This is a genomic window from Streptomyces sp. NPDC015171 (genome assembly GCF_043079545.1).
Lineage (GTDB): Bacteria > Actinomycetota > Actinomycetes > Streptomycetales > Streptomycetaceae > Streptomyces.
In genome coordinates this window covers 835713-851791 of record NZ_JBIBUO010000002.1, presented here as the reverse complement: position 1 = coordinate 851791, position 16079 = coordinate 835713, and the positions used below count along the sequence as shown (strand labels likewise).

At 72.6% G+C, this 16079-nt stretch carries 11 protein-coding genes; 2 read left to right on the top strand and 9 right to left on the bottom strand.

Features of this window, described 5'->3' with window-relative positions:
- Positions 1-90 precede the first annotated feature (90 nt).
- Positions 91-1908, top strand: a complete 1818-nt coding sequence (locus ACF073_RS08245; protein ID WP_392067724.1) for a DUF4357 domain-containing protein — start codon at positions 91-93, stop codon at positions 1906-1908.
- Positions 1905-3137, top strand: a complete 1233-nt coding sequence (locus ACF073_RS08240; RefSeq protein ID WP_392067648.1) for an McrC family protein — start codon at positions 1905-1907, stop codon at positions 3135-3137. Before ACF073_RS08245 ends, ACF073_RS08240 begins: the two co-directional genes overlap by 4 nt.
- On the opposite strand, the gene ACF073_RS08235 is transcribed toward ACF073_RS08240, so the two are convergent.
- The 9 genes from ACF073_RS08235 to fusA all read right to left on the bottom strand — a co-directional run bounded on the left by ACF073_RS08235 (position 3121) and on the right by fusA (position 15849).
- The gene (locus tag ACF073_RS08235; RefSeq protein ID WP_392067646.1) at positions 3121-4779 is read right to left on the bottom strand and encodes a class I SAM-dependent DNA methyltransferase; all 1659 of its coding nucleotides are present in this window, start codon (positions 4777-4779) and stop codon (positions 3121-3123) included. The two genes, ACF073_RS08240 and ACF073_RS08235, sit on opposite strands and share 17 nt — an antisense overlap.
- Before the next feature lie 92 nt (positions 4780-4871).
- Positions 4872-6767 carry a discoidin domain-containing protein gene (locus ACF073_RS08230; RefSeq protein ID WP_392067645.1) on the bottom strand — a complete coding sequence of 632 codons (1896 nt, stop codon included), beginning with the start codon at positions 6765-6767 and terminating at the stop codon, positions 4872-4874.
- A gap of 237 nt (positions 6768-7004) precedes the next feature.
- Entirely contained in the window at positions 7005-8402 is a 1398-nt protein-coding gene (locus tag ACF073_RS08225; RefSeq protein ID WP_392067643.1) for a GH1 family beta-glucosidase, read from the bottom strand.
- Positions 8399-9238, bottom strand: coding sequence for a carbohydrate ABC transporter permease (locus tag ACF073_RS08220; RefSeq protein ID WP_392067723.1), 840 nt, complete (start codon positions 9236-9238; stop codon positions 8399-8401). Before ACF073_RS08220 ends, ACF073_RS08225 begins: the two co-directional genes overlap by 4 nt.
- Positions 9239-9251: 13 nt before the next feature.
- Positions 9252-10238: a carbohydrate ABC transporter permease gene (locus ACF073_RS08215; protein ID WP_392067641.1), complete on the bottom strand. Its 987-nt coding sequence runs from the start codon at positions 10236-10238 to the stop codon at positions 9252-9254.
- 5 nt (positions 10239-10243) lie between these two features.
- Positions 10244-11560: an ABC transporter substrate-binding protein gene (locus ACF073_RS08210; RefSeq protein ID WP_392067639.1), complete on the bottom strand. Its 1317-nt coding sequence runs from the start codon at positions 11558-11560 to the stop codon at positions 10244-10246.
- 137 nt (positions 11561-11697) lie between these two features.
- A complete protein-coding gene (locus ACF073_RS08205) occupies positions 11698-12909 on the bottom strand; it encodes an MFS transporter (protein WP_392067637.1) in 1212 nt (403 codons plus the stop codon).
- A gap of 135 nt (positions 12910-13044) precedes the next feature.
- Positions 13045-13641, bottom strand: coding sequence for a TetR/AcrR family transcriptional regulator (locus tag ACF073_RS08200; RefSeq protein WP_392067635.1), 597 nt, complete (start codon positions 13639-13641; stop codon positions 13045-13047).
- Between the two features lie 162 nt (positions 13642-13803).
- On the bottom strand, positions 13804-15849 hold the full coding sequence (fusA, locus tag ACF073_RS08195; RefSeq protein ID WP_392067634.1) for an elongation factor G: 2046 nt from the start codon (positions 15847-15849) through the stop codon (positions 13804-13806).
- Between the last annotated feature and the right edge of the window lie 230 nt (positions 15850-16079).

The window sequence follows — 16079 nt, the reverse complement described above, 5'->3', positions numbered from 1 at the left end:
CACCGGGCACCGGGCCGCGAGGGCGTTGTCAGTGGCTGCCCCTATCGTTCTCGGTGAACGCACGGGGTGGCAGGGGGGGATGTGGTGAGCATGGCCGAGGGCGCGACGCCGTACCCGGAGTTCCGGCTGCGGCTGCCGGGCGGGGGCCCGGAGGCGCGGGGGCGGCTGCTGGCCGAGAAGGGCACCAACGGCAGCCAGAAGTTCGTCGTGCTGGCCGGGTCGCCCGGCCGGCCGGAGGTGGTGCCGTCGTTCCCGGTGCGCATGCCGTCGTCGTACCGGCTGCGGCAGCGGCTGCTCGACGACGGGATCCTCGCCGGCTCGGCCACCTGGCCGGGGTGGCTGGAGGCAGTGGCGGACATCGAGTGCAACTCGCCGTCGGCCGCCGCCGAGATCCTGGTCGGGCGCAGTGCCAACGGCTGGACGGAGTGGAAGTCCACCGACGGCCATCCGCTCGCCGACTACCTCGACCAGACCTGGTGGGGGCCGAACCGGCCGTGGCTGGTGCGCGGTTCGAACGTGTCCGGGCTCGACCTCGTCCGGCGGCTGTGGCTGCCCGAGGGTCTGGTGACGCTCCCGGCCCGGCAGCTGCGCCAGGGCCTCGGCCAGGGCACCAGCAAGGACCGCCTGCGCACGGCCGTGGAGGAGGACTACGCGTCGACGGCCACCTACCACCAGAAGCTCCAGCTGGTCGAGGAGACGCACGCGTTCCTCTCGCGGATGCGGCCCGGCGACACGGTGTGCACGATCTCGGGCGGCCGGCTGTACGTCGGCCGGGTGACGGGGGCCGCCGAGCAGACCGAGTCCGAGGACGGGCGGTCCAATCTGCGCCGCCCGGTCGAGTGGGGCGAGCAGGGGTACGCGTACGAGGACCTGCCGGAGGAGCTCCAGCAGAAGCTCTCCGCCCAGCACGACGTGCTGGACCTCTCCGCGGTGAAGGACCTCGTGGACGGGCTGGGCATCAGCGACGAGGACCTGATCGAGGAGGCCGAGGCCGCCGACCGCGACCCGGCCGCCGAGATCCCGGCCCTGACGGCCCGCCGCGAGCTGCGGCTGCCCGAGCCGCCGGACGCGCTGGCCGAGGAGCTGCTGGTGCACGAGGCGGAGTGGCTGCGCGAGGTGCGCGACCTGCTGTGGGACGAGCGGCAGCTGATCCTGTACGGGCCGCCGGGCACCGGCAAGACCTACCTGGCGCTGAAGCTCGCCGAGTTCCTCGGCGGCGGCCCCGAGCAGGTCAAGCTCGTCCAGTTCCACCCGTCCTACGCGTACGAGGACTTCTTCGAGGGGTTCCGGCCGCGGGAGGACCCGCAGACCCGGGAGGTCGCCTTCCGGCTCACCGCCGGCCCGCTGCGCGAACTCGCCGACCTGGCCTCGCGGGAGGGCAGCCGGCACATCCCGCACTTCCTGGTCGTGGACGAGATCAACCGCGCCAACCTGGCGAAGGTCTTCGGCGAGCTGTACTTCCTGCTGGAGTACCGCAACAAGTCCGTCCGGCTGACCTACTCGGGCGAAGACTTCGCACTGCCGCCCAACCTGTTCGTGATCGGCACGATGAACACGGCCGACCGGTCGATCGCCCTGGTCGACGCGGCGATGCGGCGCCGCTTCGCGTTCGTGGAGCTGTCGCCGCGGACCGAGCCCACCCGGGGCCTGCTGCGCCGCTGGCTGGCCCGTGAGGGCCGGGACCCGGAGCCCGCCGACCTGCTGGACGCGCTCAACTCCCGGATCGAGGACGCCGACTTCCGTATCGGTCCCTCGTACCTGATGCGCAAGGGCGTGTTCCGCGCCGGCGGTCTCGAACGGACCTGGCGGACCAGGATCCTGCCGCTGCTGGAGGAGCACCACTACGGGGAGGGCGTGGACATCGAGCGGCGGTACGGGCTCGCGGCCCTGCGGGAGTCCCTCGGGTGACCCTGACCGTCGACCTGGTCGAGCACGCCCCGGCCGTCCGGGTGGCGCTGCCGGACGCCGTCGGGCGGGCGCTGGCCGCCGGGGACGTGGTGGACGCGGCCCCGGATCCGTACGCGGCGGGGCGGTGGTCGCTGCGCGCCGGCAGCAAGGTCGGCACCGTCGTGGTCGGGGTGCCCGGGTCCACCGGGCAGGTCACCGTGCGGATCGCCCCCAAGGTGCCCGTCGCCCGGCTGTTCTTCCTGCTGGGCTACAGCCTCGACCCGGCGTCCCTGTGGCGCGACGGCGAGGTCTCGGCCGCCGGGCACGAGCAGCTGCTGCCCGCCGTCGCGCACGCCGTGGAACGCCAGGTGGACCGGGCCCTGCGGCAGGGACTGCTCCAGGGGTACCGGCGGGCGGAGGAGTCCTCGCTGGTCGTGCGCGGCCGCGTCCGGGAGGCCGAGCAGATACGGCGGCGGTTCGGGCAGCCGCTGCCGGTGGAGGTGGCGTACGACGAGTTCACCACGGACATCGCGGAGAACCGGCTGCTGCGCGCCGCCGTCGAGCGGTTGCTGCGGCTGCCGGACGTCACCGGGGACGTGCGTCGCCGGCTGCTGCACCAGCGGGCGCGGCTGGCCGATGTCACGGTGCCGGTGCGCGGCCGGCCGCTGCCCGGCTGGCGGCCGACCCGGCTCAACGCCCGCTACCATCCGGCGCTGCGGCTCGCCGGGGTCGTCCTGCGGGACGCGTCGGTGGAGCACGCGCCCGGCGGTCTGCGCGTCGACGGCTACCTGTGCGACATGAACCGGCTCTTCGAGGACTTCGTGACGGTGGCCCTCCGGGAGGCCTGCCGGGACTCGCCGTACACGGCCAAGCTCCAGGATCCGCACCACCTCGACGCGGCCGCCGCGATCCGCATCCGGCCCGACCTGGTGCTCCACGGCCCGGACGGGCGGCCGTGCGCGGTGGTGGACGCCAAGTACAAGGCGCAGAGGCGCGGCGGTTTCCCGGAGGCCGACCTGTACCAGATGCTGGCGTACTGCACGGCCCTGGGGCTGCGCGAGGGGCATCTCGTGTACGCGAAGGGCAACGCGGCCCATGCGGCGCACACCGTGCGGCACTCCGGGATCGTCCTCCACCAGCACGCCCTGGACCTGGACCGGCAGCCGTCCGGGCTGCTCGCGGAGGTCCGCGCGCTGGCGGCCCGGCTGATGCGGGGCCACGCGCCCGGGTCCCTCAGTCCCGGGGGGTGAGCGTGCCGTTGCCCAGGCCGTCGCGGGCCAGCTCGGCGGCCTGCCGGGTGATCTCGGCGATCCTGCGGGCCCGCTCCTCGAACTCCTCCAGGGCCCGGAAGGCGGCCCCGTAGCGGCGCTGCTCGGCGAGGTCCATCTGCGGGACGCGGGCGCCCTTGCCGTCGAGCCGGAAGGTGCCGCTGGAGCTGGTGGAGCGGCGGGTGTTGGCGGCGCTGCGCAGGAAGCCCCGCAGGAAGCCGGTGTCGAGCTGGTCGCTGACCGAGACCGGTTCCGGGTCGCCGTACTCGATGAGTCCGGCCCGGGCCAGGTCGGCGACGCTCACCGAGGGGCCGTCCAGGGCGCCGGGGCCCTCGCCCGCCGACAGGTCGGGGAGGAGCCCCGCCAGCTCCTCGACCTGTCGGGTCAGTTCCGTCCGCAGGGCGAGGTATTCGGCGGCGTGGTCGCGGCGGGAGGCCCTGACGTGCCGGCCGGGCGTCAGGTCGACGGTGTCGTCGAGCAGGTCGATCAGCGGGACGTCCGCGGTCTGGGCGGGTTCCGGGTCCAGGGCGCCGTCCGGGTCGTTGGCGGTCAGGTCGACCATGCGCACACCGGTGGCCGTGTCGCCGGCGGAGCGGGGACGGCGCAGCTCCCACAGGTGCACGGGCAGGGCGTGCGAGGCGGCCGTGCCCGGCGGCAGCGCGGTGACCTTGGCCAGGACGCCCCGGCGCACCAGCTCGGCCCGGATGCGCCGGCCCGCCTTGCGGTAGGCGACCGAGGCCGGCATGACCATCAGCACGCGTCCGCCGGGCGCGGTGTGCGCGTAGGCGTGCTGGAGCCAGGCGAGTTCCCCTTCGGCGCGGGAGGGGATGCCCAGCTCCCACCGGGGGTCGAGCAGCAGCTCCTCGCGCCCCCAGTCGCTGTCGCCGACCGGCGGATCGCAGACGACGAGGTCGGCCTGCAGCCCGGGCCAGCGGTCGTCCCGGAGTGAGTCCCCCGGGACGACGGTGACGTCCGCGTACCCGGTGAGTTCGGCCCGCAGCCGGGCGAAGCGGGCGCTGCGGGCGTCGGACTCCTGTCCGCGGCGCCGTGTCCCCGTGCGCGGTCCGACGGCCAGCAGGAGGGTGCCGATGCCGCAGGCCGGGTCGAAGACGGTCGCGCCGGGCGGCACCACGCCGGCCAGGTGCCGCACGGCGCGGACGATGCGCGGGGCGGTGACCTGGTCGGATCCCGCCCGGCGCACAGAGTCGGTGAAGCGTTCGGCGAGGGACTCGGCCACCTCGCCGGGCGAGCCGTGCGCGGCGAGGGAGCGGGCGAGCCGGACGGTGTCGGCGGGCAGCGGCACGGTGTCCGGTCCGCCGCCGGCGAGGAGCTGGGCGACATCGGCGAGCACGCCGGCCATGTCGTCGCCGGAGGCGGCCCGCAGCGCCTGCCACAGCTGCACCTCCTCGGAGACGTCCTGCCCCTTGTGCTGCCGGTCCAGCCAGGACTGCACCGCGGTCAGGTCGAACAGGGGGCTGTTGGCGCTGCCGCCCGCCGGTGCGGGGAAGTCGTCGTAGCGCCGCCTCCAGTTGGAGACGGCGGCACGGGTGACCCCGGCGATCCGGGCGATCTCGGAGCCGGTGACAAGGGGTCCGCCGGGGGGTGGGGCGGAGTGGTCCGTCATACCGGCCACCGTACACACGCCCTCTGAGCCCTGCAATGAACTGGCGTGTTGACACGGTCAACACGCCAGTTGCCGTGGGCTGAGGGGCGGGCTCAGCCCTTCTGCTCGACCCGCACCCAGTCGATCTCGGCCTGCACTCCCCCGGCCGCGATCTTGTCGACGCTGGACTGCGGCAGGCCCCAGTAGGGGGAGGTGACCTTGTTCCAGCCCGCCGGGTAGGCGCCGCCGAGGGCGAGATTGAGGATCAGGTACTGGTTGTGGCCGTAGACCCACTGGCCCCGGGTGGACTCCAGCTTGTTGCGGGTCGTCTCCTGGACCAGGCGGTCGTCGACGAGGAAGCGCATCGCCGTCGGGGTCCATTCGACCGCGTAGGTGTGCCACTGGTCGGCCGTGCCGCCGCCCGGGTAGGTCTGGCGGGCGCCGATGTTGCCGTCGGCCGAGTAGCCGGGGCCGTGCAGGGCGGTGCTGGTCCAGTCCGGGTAGCCGATGTTCTCCATGATGTCGGTCTCCCCGGAGGCCGGCCAGGAGACGGAGGGGTCGTCGACGTCGCTGCCGAGCAGCCAGAAGGCCGGCCAGAATCCGTCGCCGACCGGGAGTTTCATCCGGGCGCTGACCCTGCCGTAGGTGAAGTCGACATGGGTGTGGGTGTCGACACGGCCCGAGGTGAAGTCGTAGGTGCCGCCGCCGGCCCGGGTGCACCCCTTGCAGTACTTGGCCTTCAGGACCAGGCTGCCGTTCCGCGTGCTGATGTTGTCCGGGGAGTCGGCGTACGCCTGGGACTCGCCGTTGACCGGGCCCATCTCCGTGCCGGTGCGCACGACCCGCCACTTGGAGCGGTCGAGGCCCGCGCCGGTGAAGTCGTCGAAGAAGGTGGTGCGGTAGGTGCCCGCGGGGTCGGCGGGGAGCGCCGGGTAGGCGGCCGACGCGCTGCCGCCGGTGCCCCACACCTGGAACTCGTAGAGCGAGTAGCCGAACTGGGCGGTGGCGGGTGCCGGGTTGTAGAAGGAGCGGCGTTCCTTGCCGAGCACACGGACGTAGCGGCCGGTGGCCGGGGTGGCGAGGGTGACGGTGTCGTGCAGGCCGGCCGCGTCGCCGGGGGACGCGACGTTCGCGCGGCGGGCGGCGATGTCGGCCGCCGAGGGTTCGTGGACCGTGCGCCAGGTGCGGTTGTCGTCGGAGACCTGGATCAGGTAGTCGACCGCGTACGCGGCCTCCCAGTACAGGTCCACGCTGTCGATGGTCGACGTGGCGCCGAGGTCGACGGAGACCCAGCGGTCCGCGTTCCAGTCGCTGGACCAGCGGGTGCTGTCGCCCTTCAGGCCCGCGGGCCAGCCGCCGTCCGTCACGAACGCCGGCGAGTTCCCCGCGTGCTGGTAGTAGTTGGTGTACGCGGGGTGGTTCAGGGCGAGGTTGGTGCGGGTGGCGGAGGCCGCGGCGGGCTCGCCGCCGTAGACCTTGAAGCTCCACAGCGAGTAGCCGTACGGCGTGGCGCGTTCCAGGCCGCGCAGCCGGACGTAGCGGCCGGTGGCCTCCTGCGGATAGGTGTGCGCGGTGACCGAGCCGCCGGTGCCGTCGGTCTCGGTGTAGAAGGGCGTCCAGTCGGTGCCGTTCTTCGAGACCTCCAGGACGTAGCGCTTGCCGTAGGCGGCCTCCCAGTCGAGGACGACACGGTCGACGCGGATCACGGAGCCGAGGTCGACGCGGAGCCAGGCGTCGTCGGCGAAGTTGCTCGACCAGCGCGTGGCGCCGTCGCCGTCGACGGCGAGGGCCGGCCCGACACCGGCGTTCTCGCTGCCGGAGGCGGTGACGACGGCCGGGTTCACCGCGTAGGCGGCGGCCGCGCGGTCGGTGTCCCAGCCGGCGGCGGGGGCCGCGGCGGCGGGGGCGGCGGTGGCGGGACCGGCCAGGACCGCACCGGTGGACAGCAGGGCCGTGGCGGCCAGGGCGGCGAGCAGGGGGCGGGGCGTGCGGGAGACACGGGATGGCATGCGGCTCTCCTCGTGGGGTGGAGGTGCACTTCGGAGGTGCGGTGTCGCGCGCTCGGTGATGCCGTTCTCGGTGATGCCGTGCAGTGATGCCGTGCGGTGATGCCGTGCAGTGATGCCGTGCTCAGTAATGTCGTGCTCATGACAGATCCACAGGCCGGGTGGTGCGGGCCGGTGGACACGGGCTCTCCCTCGTGTCCACCGGCCCGGTTCAGGTGGCCGGCCCCGGGAGCGGCCGGGTCAGGCGGCCCGGCGGGCCTGGCCGCGGTGGACGCGGACGATGTCCCCGTACCGGTGGCCGCTGCCCTTGATCGTGCGTACCTGGGTGCGGTAGTCGACGTGGACCAGGCCGAAGCGCTTGTCGTAGCCGTACGCCCACTCGAAGTTGTCCAGCAGGGACCAGGCGAAGTAGCCGGCCAGCGGGGCGCCCTTGCGGACGGCCGAGGCGCAGGCGGCCAGGTGGCGCTCCAGGTACTCCTGGCGCTCGGGGTCGTCCACGGTGCCGTCCGGGCGGACCACGTCCGGGAACGCGGAGCCGTTCTCCGTGACGTAGATCTTCCGGGCGCCGTACTCCTCGGTCAGCCGGAGCAGCAGCGCCTCGATGCCGGAGGCGTCGACCTCCCAGTCCATGCCGGTGCGCGGGACACCCTCGCGGCGGACGGAACGCACGTACGGCGCGGGGCCCTCGGGGTCGCCGGTGACATGGGCCGGGAAGTAGTAGTTCAGGCCGAGCCAGTCCAGCGGGGCGGCGATCGTCGCCAGGTCGGCGTCGTCGACGGGCAGTTCGACTCCGTAGGTCTCCACCATGTCGGCGGGGAAGCCCCGGCCGTGCACCGGGTCGAGCCACCAGCGGTTGACATGGCCGTCGTGCCGGCGGGCCGCCGCGAGGTCCTCGGGGCTGTCGGTCGCCGGGTACACGGTGGAGAGGTTGTTGACGATGCCGATCTGCGCGCCGGGGGCGGCGGCGCGGATCGCCTGGGCGGCGAGACCGTGGCCGAGGAGGAGATGGCAGGAGGCACGGACGGCGGCGGTCAGATCCGTCAGACCGGGGGCCATCTTGCCCTCCAGATGGCCGATCCAGGCCGAGCAGGAGGGCTCGTTGAGGGTGGTCCAGAGCCGCACGCGGTCGCCGAGGCGGGCCGCGACGGCCTCGGCGTAGCCGGCGAAGGCGAGGGCGGTGTCCCGCTCCGGCCAGCCGCCGCGGTCCTGGAGCACCTGCGGCAGGTCCCAGTGGTACAGGGTGACGGACGGGGTGATGCCCGCCTCCAGCAGGGCGTCCACCAGCTCGTCGTAGAAGGCGAGCCCCTTGGGGTTGACCGGGCCGGTGCCGCCGGGGATCACCCGGGGCCACGCCACGGACAGCCGGTATCCGTTGACACCGAGCTGCCGCATCAGGCCGATGTCCTCGCGCCAGCGGTGGTAGTGGTCGCAGGCGACGTCGCCGTTGTCGCCGTTCGCGATCTTCCCCGGGGTGTGGGAGAAGGTGTCCCAGATCGAGGGCGAGCGGCCGTCCTCGGCGACGGCCCCCTCGATCTGGTACGCCGCGGTGGCCGTGCCCCACAGGAAGTCGTGCGGGAAGGCGGCGAGGTCGATGGGTTCGGACACGGGAGTCCCTTCAGGATCAGGGGTGGGGGTCATTTGACGGCACCCGCCGTCAGACCCGCGACGAGATAGCGCTGCAGCAGCAGGAAGCCGGCCACCACGGGGACGCTGACGACCAGCGAGGCGGCCATGATCTGGTTCCAGTAGACGTCGTTGAGGGTGGAGTAGCCCTGGAGGCCGACGGCGAGGGTGCGGGTGGTGTCGTTGGTCATGACCGACGCGAAGAGCACCTCTCCCCAGGCGGTCATGAAGGCGTACACGGCGACCGCGACGATGCCGGGAACGGCGGCCGGCACCACGATCCGGAACAACGCGCCGAGCGGGCCGCAGCCGTCCACGAGCGCCGCCTCGTCCAGGTCGCGCGGCACCGAGTCGAAGTAGCCGATCAGCATCCAGATGGAGAACGGGAGCGAGAAGGTGAGGTACGTCAGGATCAGCCCGCCGCGCGAGCCGAACAGGGCGATGCCGGTGGCGTTGCCGATGTTGACGTAGAGCAGGAAGAGCGGGAGGAGGAAGAGGATGCCCGGGAGCATCTGCGTCGACAGCACGGTGACCGTGAACACCCGCTTGCCCCGGAACTCGTAGCGGCTGACGGCGTAGGCGGCGAACACCGCGATGACCACCGAGCAGATGGTCGCCGCGCCCGCCACGACCAGCGAGTTCACGAAGTACTTCGCGAGCGGCACGGTCGACCAGATGTCGATGTACGGCCGGATGGTCAGACCGCTCGGCAGCCAGCGGAACTCGCCGGTGACATCGGCGAGGGGCTTCAGCGAGCTGGAGACCATCACGTACACCGGGAGCAGCACGAAGCCGGTGAGCAGGGTGAGGAAGATCCGCCGGGACCACAGGAACGAACGCGGGGGCGCCATCGGCGAGTCGGGGCTAGACATCGGCGGCCCTCCGTCCGCGCGAGGTGAACAGCAGATAGCCGCCCGTCACGACGAGCAGGAAGAGCAGCAGCAGGACGGACATGGCCGAGCCGGTGCCGAAGTTCCAGGTGACGAAGGACGACTGGTAGATGTGCACCGAGATGAGGTCGGCGGCCTCGGGCGCGGACTTGCCGAACAGCACGTACGGCGTGTTGAAGTCGTTGAACGTCCACAGGAACAGCACCAGCACGAGCACCTGGTTGACCGGCCGCAGCGACGGCAGGGTGATGCGGCGGATCTGCTGCCACATCCCGGCGCCGTCCAGCGCGGCGGCCTCGTACAGCTCCCGGGGGATGTTCTGCAGCCCGGCCGTGACGATGAGGAAGGCGAACGGCCAGCCCTTCCACACGGACACCGTCAGCAGCGCGTAGAAGCTGTTGTCGCCGATGAGCCAGAAGGACCGCTCGTCGGTGAGGTGCAGCTGGTCGTGCAGGACGTGGTTCACCAGGCCGTTGTCGTGCTGGAACATGAACACCCAGGTGATGACGGCCGTGTAGACGGGCAGCGCGTACGGCACCAGGAACAGGGCGCGCAGCAGGCCGCGCCCGCGGAAGGTGTCCTGCATGAAGACGGCGGTGGCCGTACCGATCAGCCAGCACAGGCCGACCGACAGCAGGGTGAAGCCGACAGTGACGGTGAACGAGTGCAGCAGGGCCTTGCCGACGGGGGCGTCGAAGTCCACCGACACCCGGTAGTTGTCGAGGCCGCTCCAGGGGGCGGTGCCCCAGTCGCGGATGTAGAACTGGGTGAGTTCCTTGAAGCTCATCACGATGCCGATCACCATCGGCACCAGGTGGACGAGGAGTTCGAGGAGCAGGGCGGGCAGGAGCAGCAGGTAGGGCAGGGAGACGCGGCGGATCCACCCGGTGCGGCGGCGCGGTTCGCGCGCCGCGCCGGGGGAGGTCTCGCGCACCGTTTCCTTCAGTGCGGTGGTCGTCATGCCGCTCACGCCGCCGGCATCTGCTGCTGGGCCTTCTCCAGCTTCGCCTTGACCGAGTCGGTGGTCACGGCGCGGCCGGCGGCGGCGTCGGCGAACAGCTCCTTGACGGCCGTTCCGACCGTGGTCTCGAACTGCGACTCGGCCGGCACCTGCGGCAGCGCGGCGGCGCTGGTGGCGAGGGTCTCCTTCAGCACCGCGGTGGCGGGCGTGCTGAACGCCGGGTCGCCCTGGGCGGCCTTGACCGGCGGGATGGAGCTGTACGCCGTGTTGAGGATCTTCTGCTCGGCGTCGGAGGTCATGAACTTCACGAACTTCGTGGCGCCGTCGAGGTTGTCCGTGTTCTTGAAGACGGCCATGTTGATGCCGGCGACCATCGAGTTGAGCTGGGTGCCGGTGCCGGGGGTGCCGGACCGGACCGGCACGGGGGCGATGCCGTAGGCGTCCTCGCTCATGCCCTGGGACTTGAGGTTGGCGGCGGCGGACTGCCACAGCAGCATCGCCTGCTTGCCCTTGGCGAAGTCGCTGACGGACTGGTTCTGCGCGTACTCGGCGTCGCCGGTCGGTATGACCTTGTCCTTGGCCATCAGATCGACGTACTGCTTGACGGCGTCGACCACCTTGGGGTTGGTGAAGTCGGCCTTGCCGTCGGCGGTGAAGAAGTCGGCGCCGTGCTGCTTGGCGAAGACGAAGACGTGGTGGATGTTCTCCGACAGGTTCGAGCCCTCGGCGCCGAGCACGGACTTGCCCGCGGCCTTGATCTTCTTGCCGTCGGCGACCAGTTCGTCCCAGGTGGCCGGGGGCTTGCTGATGCCGGCGTCGGCGAAGATCTTCTTGTTGTAGTAGAGCGCGTACGCCATCGAGTACAGCGGCACCGCCGCCGGGTCCTTGCCCTGCACGCCCGTGGAGCCGAGCGCGGAGTCCACGAATCTGTCCCGGCCGCCGATCTTCGCGAAGTTCTTCTCGTCCCACGGCAGCAGCGCGCCGGTGGCCTGCAGGGAGGCGCTCCAGGTGTTGCCGATGTTCAGCACGTCCGGGCCCTCGCCCGAGGTGGTCGCGGTCAGGATCCGGTTGAGCAGATCCGACCAGGGGACCACCTCGACGTTCACCTTGATGCCGGTCTGCTTCTCGAACTTGTCGAGTTCGGGCTGGAGAACCTTCTTGTCGACCGCGACACTGGCACCCTGGTTGGAAGCCCAGTACGTCAGCGTCTTCGGCGAGTCGTTGGACCCGCCGCCGGTGGACGATCCGCCCCCGCAGGCCGTGGCCGCGAGAGCGAGAGACAAGGTGACGGCGCCTACGGCCGCGGCTCGGATGCTGCGCATGGCTCCCGGTGTCCCTTCAGGGATTGCACTCATGACTTAATTTAGGACGTGAGTTAATCCGCAGGAAGCGCGATCGTCAAGGGATCCGGCAGTCCGATCCGGCCCGCTCGGCCGTGCACGCGTCGCACCGGGCCGGGTCAGCCGGTGCGGGCACCCTCCCCCGCCTCCGCCGCGCCACCGCGGACCGACGTCGTCCCGCGCCGCACCGGGGCCGCACCGCCGCCGGGGCGCAGTTCGGGCAGGACCGTGAGCAGACCGAGGGCGGCCAGGGCGGCGCCGAGCCAGAGCGGGCCGCGCAGGCTCCCGACGTCGATGGCGACGGCGCCGAGGGACGAGCCGATGATGACGCCGAGCGTGATGAAGGAGGTGTGGACCGTGTTGACCAGCGGACCGGCGTTGCCGGCCCGCTGGACCCGGGTGACCATCGCCGGGTTCATGGTGACGCCGGCCAGGCCGATGCCCAGCAGGCAGACCAGCGCGGGGGCGGGCATGGTGGCGAGGACCGCGAACCCGGTGAGGAAGACCAGGTTGAGCAGCAGGCCCACGGCGAGCACGGGCAGGGTGTACCGGTCGGCGAGCCGGCCGACCACCGTGTTGCCGATCACGGTGGCGGCGCCGTAGGCGATCAGGAGCAGGGGGACGGTGCCGGCGGAGAAACCGGTGAGGCCGGTGAGGACGGGCGTGAAGTAGCTGAAGGCCGAGAAGGTGGCCCCGATGATCAGGGTGCTGCCGACCAGCGCCCGCCACAGCCGGGGCCGGGCGAAGACGTGGGCCTCGGCACGCAGGCCGCGGCCCGGCTCCGGGTCGAGCCGGGGCACCCCGGCCGCGGTGGCCGCCGCCGCGGCCAGGGCGAGCGCGGAGACGGTCCAGAACGCCGCCCGCCAGCCGAGCCGTTCACCGATCAGGGTGGACAGCGGCAGCCCGAGCAGGGTCCCGAGCATCAGTCCGTTCATCGCCACGGCGACGGCCCGGCCCCGGATCTCGGGCCGGGCGAGCCGGGCGCACAGGGAGAGGGCGACACCGAAGAACGCCTGGGAGGCGACGCCGGTGACGATGCGCGCGGTCAGCATGGTGCCGTAGCCGGTCGCGGTGGCGGCCAGCACATTGCCGGCCAGGAAGACGGCGAACAGGACGAGCAGGGCGGTGCGGGGCGGGAGCCTCACCAGCGCCACGGTGAGCACCGGCCCGCCGAGGGCCATGGCGGCGGCGAACGCCGTGATGAGGTAGCCGATCTGCGGGACGGTGACCCGCAGACCGGAGGCCATCTGCGGCATCAGGCCGGCGACCGCGAACTCGCTGGTCACCATGGCGAAGATGCCGAGCGCCAGGACATGGACAGCACGGGGCACGGGCGATGAACCCCCTTCGGGAGCGAGAGAATTATGGATAGATCAGTCCAAAACTGGGGCGTGCACAAGCCGGACCCGGACCGTCGCACCCGCACGGGAGGCCGGGCGCCGTCGGGCGGTCGGGCCTTCGGGCGGTCAGGCGGTCAGCGCGTCCAGTGCGACCGCCGCGATGCCTTCGAGGGCGGCCCGGTCGGCGCCGCCCTGCGCGGAGACCCGCAGGCCCGCGACGGTGGCGTTGAGGAACCGGGCCAGATCGCCCGCGTCCCGGGCCGAGGTGATGCTGCCGTCCCGCCGCCCGGCCTCGACGGCCGCGCGCAGCGAGGCCAGCCGGAGGGCCGTGTCGCGCTCCAGCATCCCGGCCGCCACGGCGTCGCGGCCGGCCAGTTCCACCGTGGTGTTCACGCTGAGGCAGCCCAGGCTGTGGCCCGCCGGCCGGTTGTCCGCGTCACCGTCGAGCACCAGGGCGAACAGGTCCCGGACCCGGTCGGCGCCGCTGCGCCCGGGGTCCTCCAGCACGGCCAGCTGGCCCTCGTTCATGGTGGTCATGTAGCGGTGCAGGGCGCGCTGGAACAGGTCGTGCTTGCTCTTGAAGGTGTTGTAGATGCTGCTGCGCCCCAGCCCGGTGGCCTCGCACAGGTCCTGGGTGGAAGTGGCCTCGTAGCCCTTCGCCCAGAATGTGCGCATCGCCGCGTCCAGGGCCCGCTCCTCGTCGAACATCCTCGGTCGGGCCATACCGTCACTCTACGATTTTAGACCGACCAATTCAATAAGGTGTCCGGACCCCGACCGAAACGCCGCCGCCGCCCTCGCGCCAGCCGCCGCCATCGCGATGCGACGGCCCGCGCCCCGAGCCGTCGTGGCTCGGGGCGCGGGCGTGCCGTCGCCGGACGCTCCCTACCGGCTCGGCGCCGGCGCGTACCCGGCGGGCCGAGTGGTGAAGGTGCCCCGGCCCTGGGTACGGCTGCGCAACCGGGTGGCGTAGCCGAACAGTTCGGCGAGCGGCACGGTCGCGGTCAGTACGGCCGCACCGCCCCGGTTCGCCGAGCCGGCGACCCGCCCGCGCCGGGCCGCCAGGTCCCCGAGGACCCCGCCGACCGCGTCCTCCGGCACGGTCACCGTGACCTCGGCGACCGGTTCGAGCAGCACCGCCGTACACGCCCGCAGCGCCGCTCGCAGGCCGAGCCGGCCCGCGGTCCTGAAGGCCGTGTCGGAGGAGTCCCGCACATGGGTGGAACCGTCGGTCAGCGTGACGCGCAGCCCGGTCACCGGATGCCCGTCGAGCGGTCCCTCCGCGAGCGCGTCCCGGCATCCGGCCTCCACCGCGCGCACGTACTCCTGCGGCACCCGCCCGCCGACCACGGCGGAGCGGAACTCGAAGCCGGTACCGCCCGGTTCGGCGCCGAGCGGCTGCACATCGAGGACGACATGCGCGAACTGCCCGGCCCCGCCGTCCTGTTTGACGTGCCGGAACACGAATCCGCGGACGCCCGTGACGACGGTCTCCCGATGGGCGACCCGGGGCCGGCCCACGCCGACCTCGGGTCCGCCCGCGCGGCGGATCTTCTCCACCGCGACCTCCAGATGGAGTTCGCCCATCCCGGACAGCACGGTCTGCCCCGTCTCGGCGTCGGTATGCACCACCAGCGAGGGGTCCTCCTCGGCGAGCCGGGCCAGCGCGGTCGCGAGCCGTCCGGTGTCCGTGCCGCGCCGCGCCTCGACCGCAACGGACACCACGGGCTCGGCGGCCGCGGGCGGCTCCAGCAGCAGCGGGGCGCCGGGGTCGCACAGGGTGGCGCCGGCCCTCGCCGACTTCACGCCCGCGAGCGCGACGATGTCACCGGCGACCGCACGGTCGAGCTGGACGTGCCGGTCCGCCATGACCCGCAGGATCCGTGCCACCCGCTCGGTGCGCCCGCCGCCCGCGTCCCGCACGGTGTCCCCCTTTTCCACCGCGCCCGAGTAGACGCGCACATAGGACAGGCGGCCGGTGGCACTCGCGCTCACCTTGAACACGAGCCCCGCGAACGGCGCTTCGGGATCGGCGGCCCGCCGCTGCTCGGTGCCCTCGTGCACACCGCGTACGGCGGGGACGTCGAGGGGCGAGGGCAGGTAGGCCACCACCGCGTCCAGCAGCGGTTCGATGCCGCGGTTGCGGTAGGCGGAGCCGCACAGCACGACCACGCCGTCCCCGCTGCGGGTCAGGTCGCGCAGGGCCCCGGCGAGGGTCTCGGCGCAGAGCGTCTCCCGGTCGCAGAACTCCTCCAGGGCGGCCGGGTGCCGTTCCGCCACCGCCTCCTCCAGCAGGCGCCGGCGCCGCACCGCCTCCTCGCGCAGCTCCTCGGGCACCGCACCTTCCACGGCCGTACCCTGCCCGTCGCTCCACACCAGGGACCGCATCCGCACCAGGTCCACCACTCCGGTGAAGCCGTCCTCGGCGCCGATCGGCAGCTGGACGACCAGCGGGGCGGGGTGCAGCCGGTCCCGGATGGAGTCGACGGCCCGGTCGAGGTCGGCGCCCGCGCGGTCCAGCTTGTTGACGAACGCGATTCTCGGGACGCCGTGCCGGTCGGCCTGCCGCCACACCGACTCGCTCTGCGGCTCGACCCCGGCGACGGCGTCGAACACGGCGATCGCGCCGTCGAGGACGCGCAGCGACCGCTCGACCTCGTCGGCGAAGTCGATGTGGCCGGGGGTGTCGATGAGGTTGATGCGGCGGCCGTCCCAGGAGCAGCTCACGGCGGCGGCGAAGATGGTGATGCCCCGGTCGCGTTCCTGCGGGTCGAAGTCGGTGACGGTGGTGCCGTCGTGGACCTCGCCCCGCTTGTGCGTGGTGCCCGTCGCGTACAGGATCCGCTCGGTGACGGTGGTCTTGCCCGCGTCGACGTGGGCGAGGATGCCGAGGTTGCGGACGGCCAGGAGAGTGTCGATGTGCGTGCGCACGGCCCGGTGCCTTTCGGGAAGGGATGCAGGAGATGGGCAGCGCGATTCCCGTGTGCCGGTACGGCGGACGGTACGGCGGCGGCCGGACGGGCCGCCGGTGTCAGCGGGGCGTCACGGGCATCCGGTGCCGGCCGCGCAGCGGGCACCGGACGGACGAGGACACCAGGATCACCTCGGTCCGCGCGGGGGAGACGACGACGGCGGTACGGTCACGCACGGCCCGGCTCCCC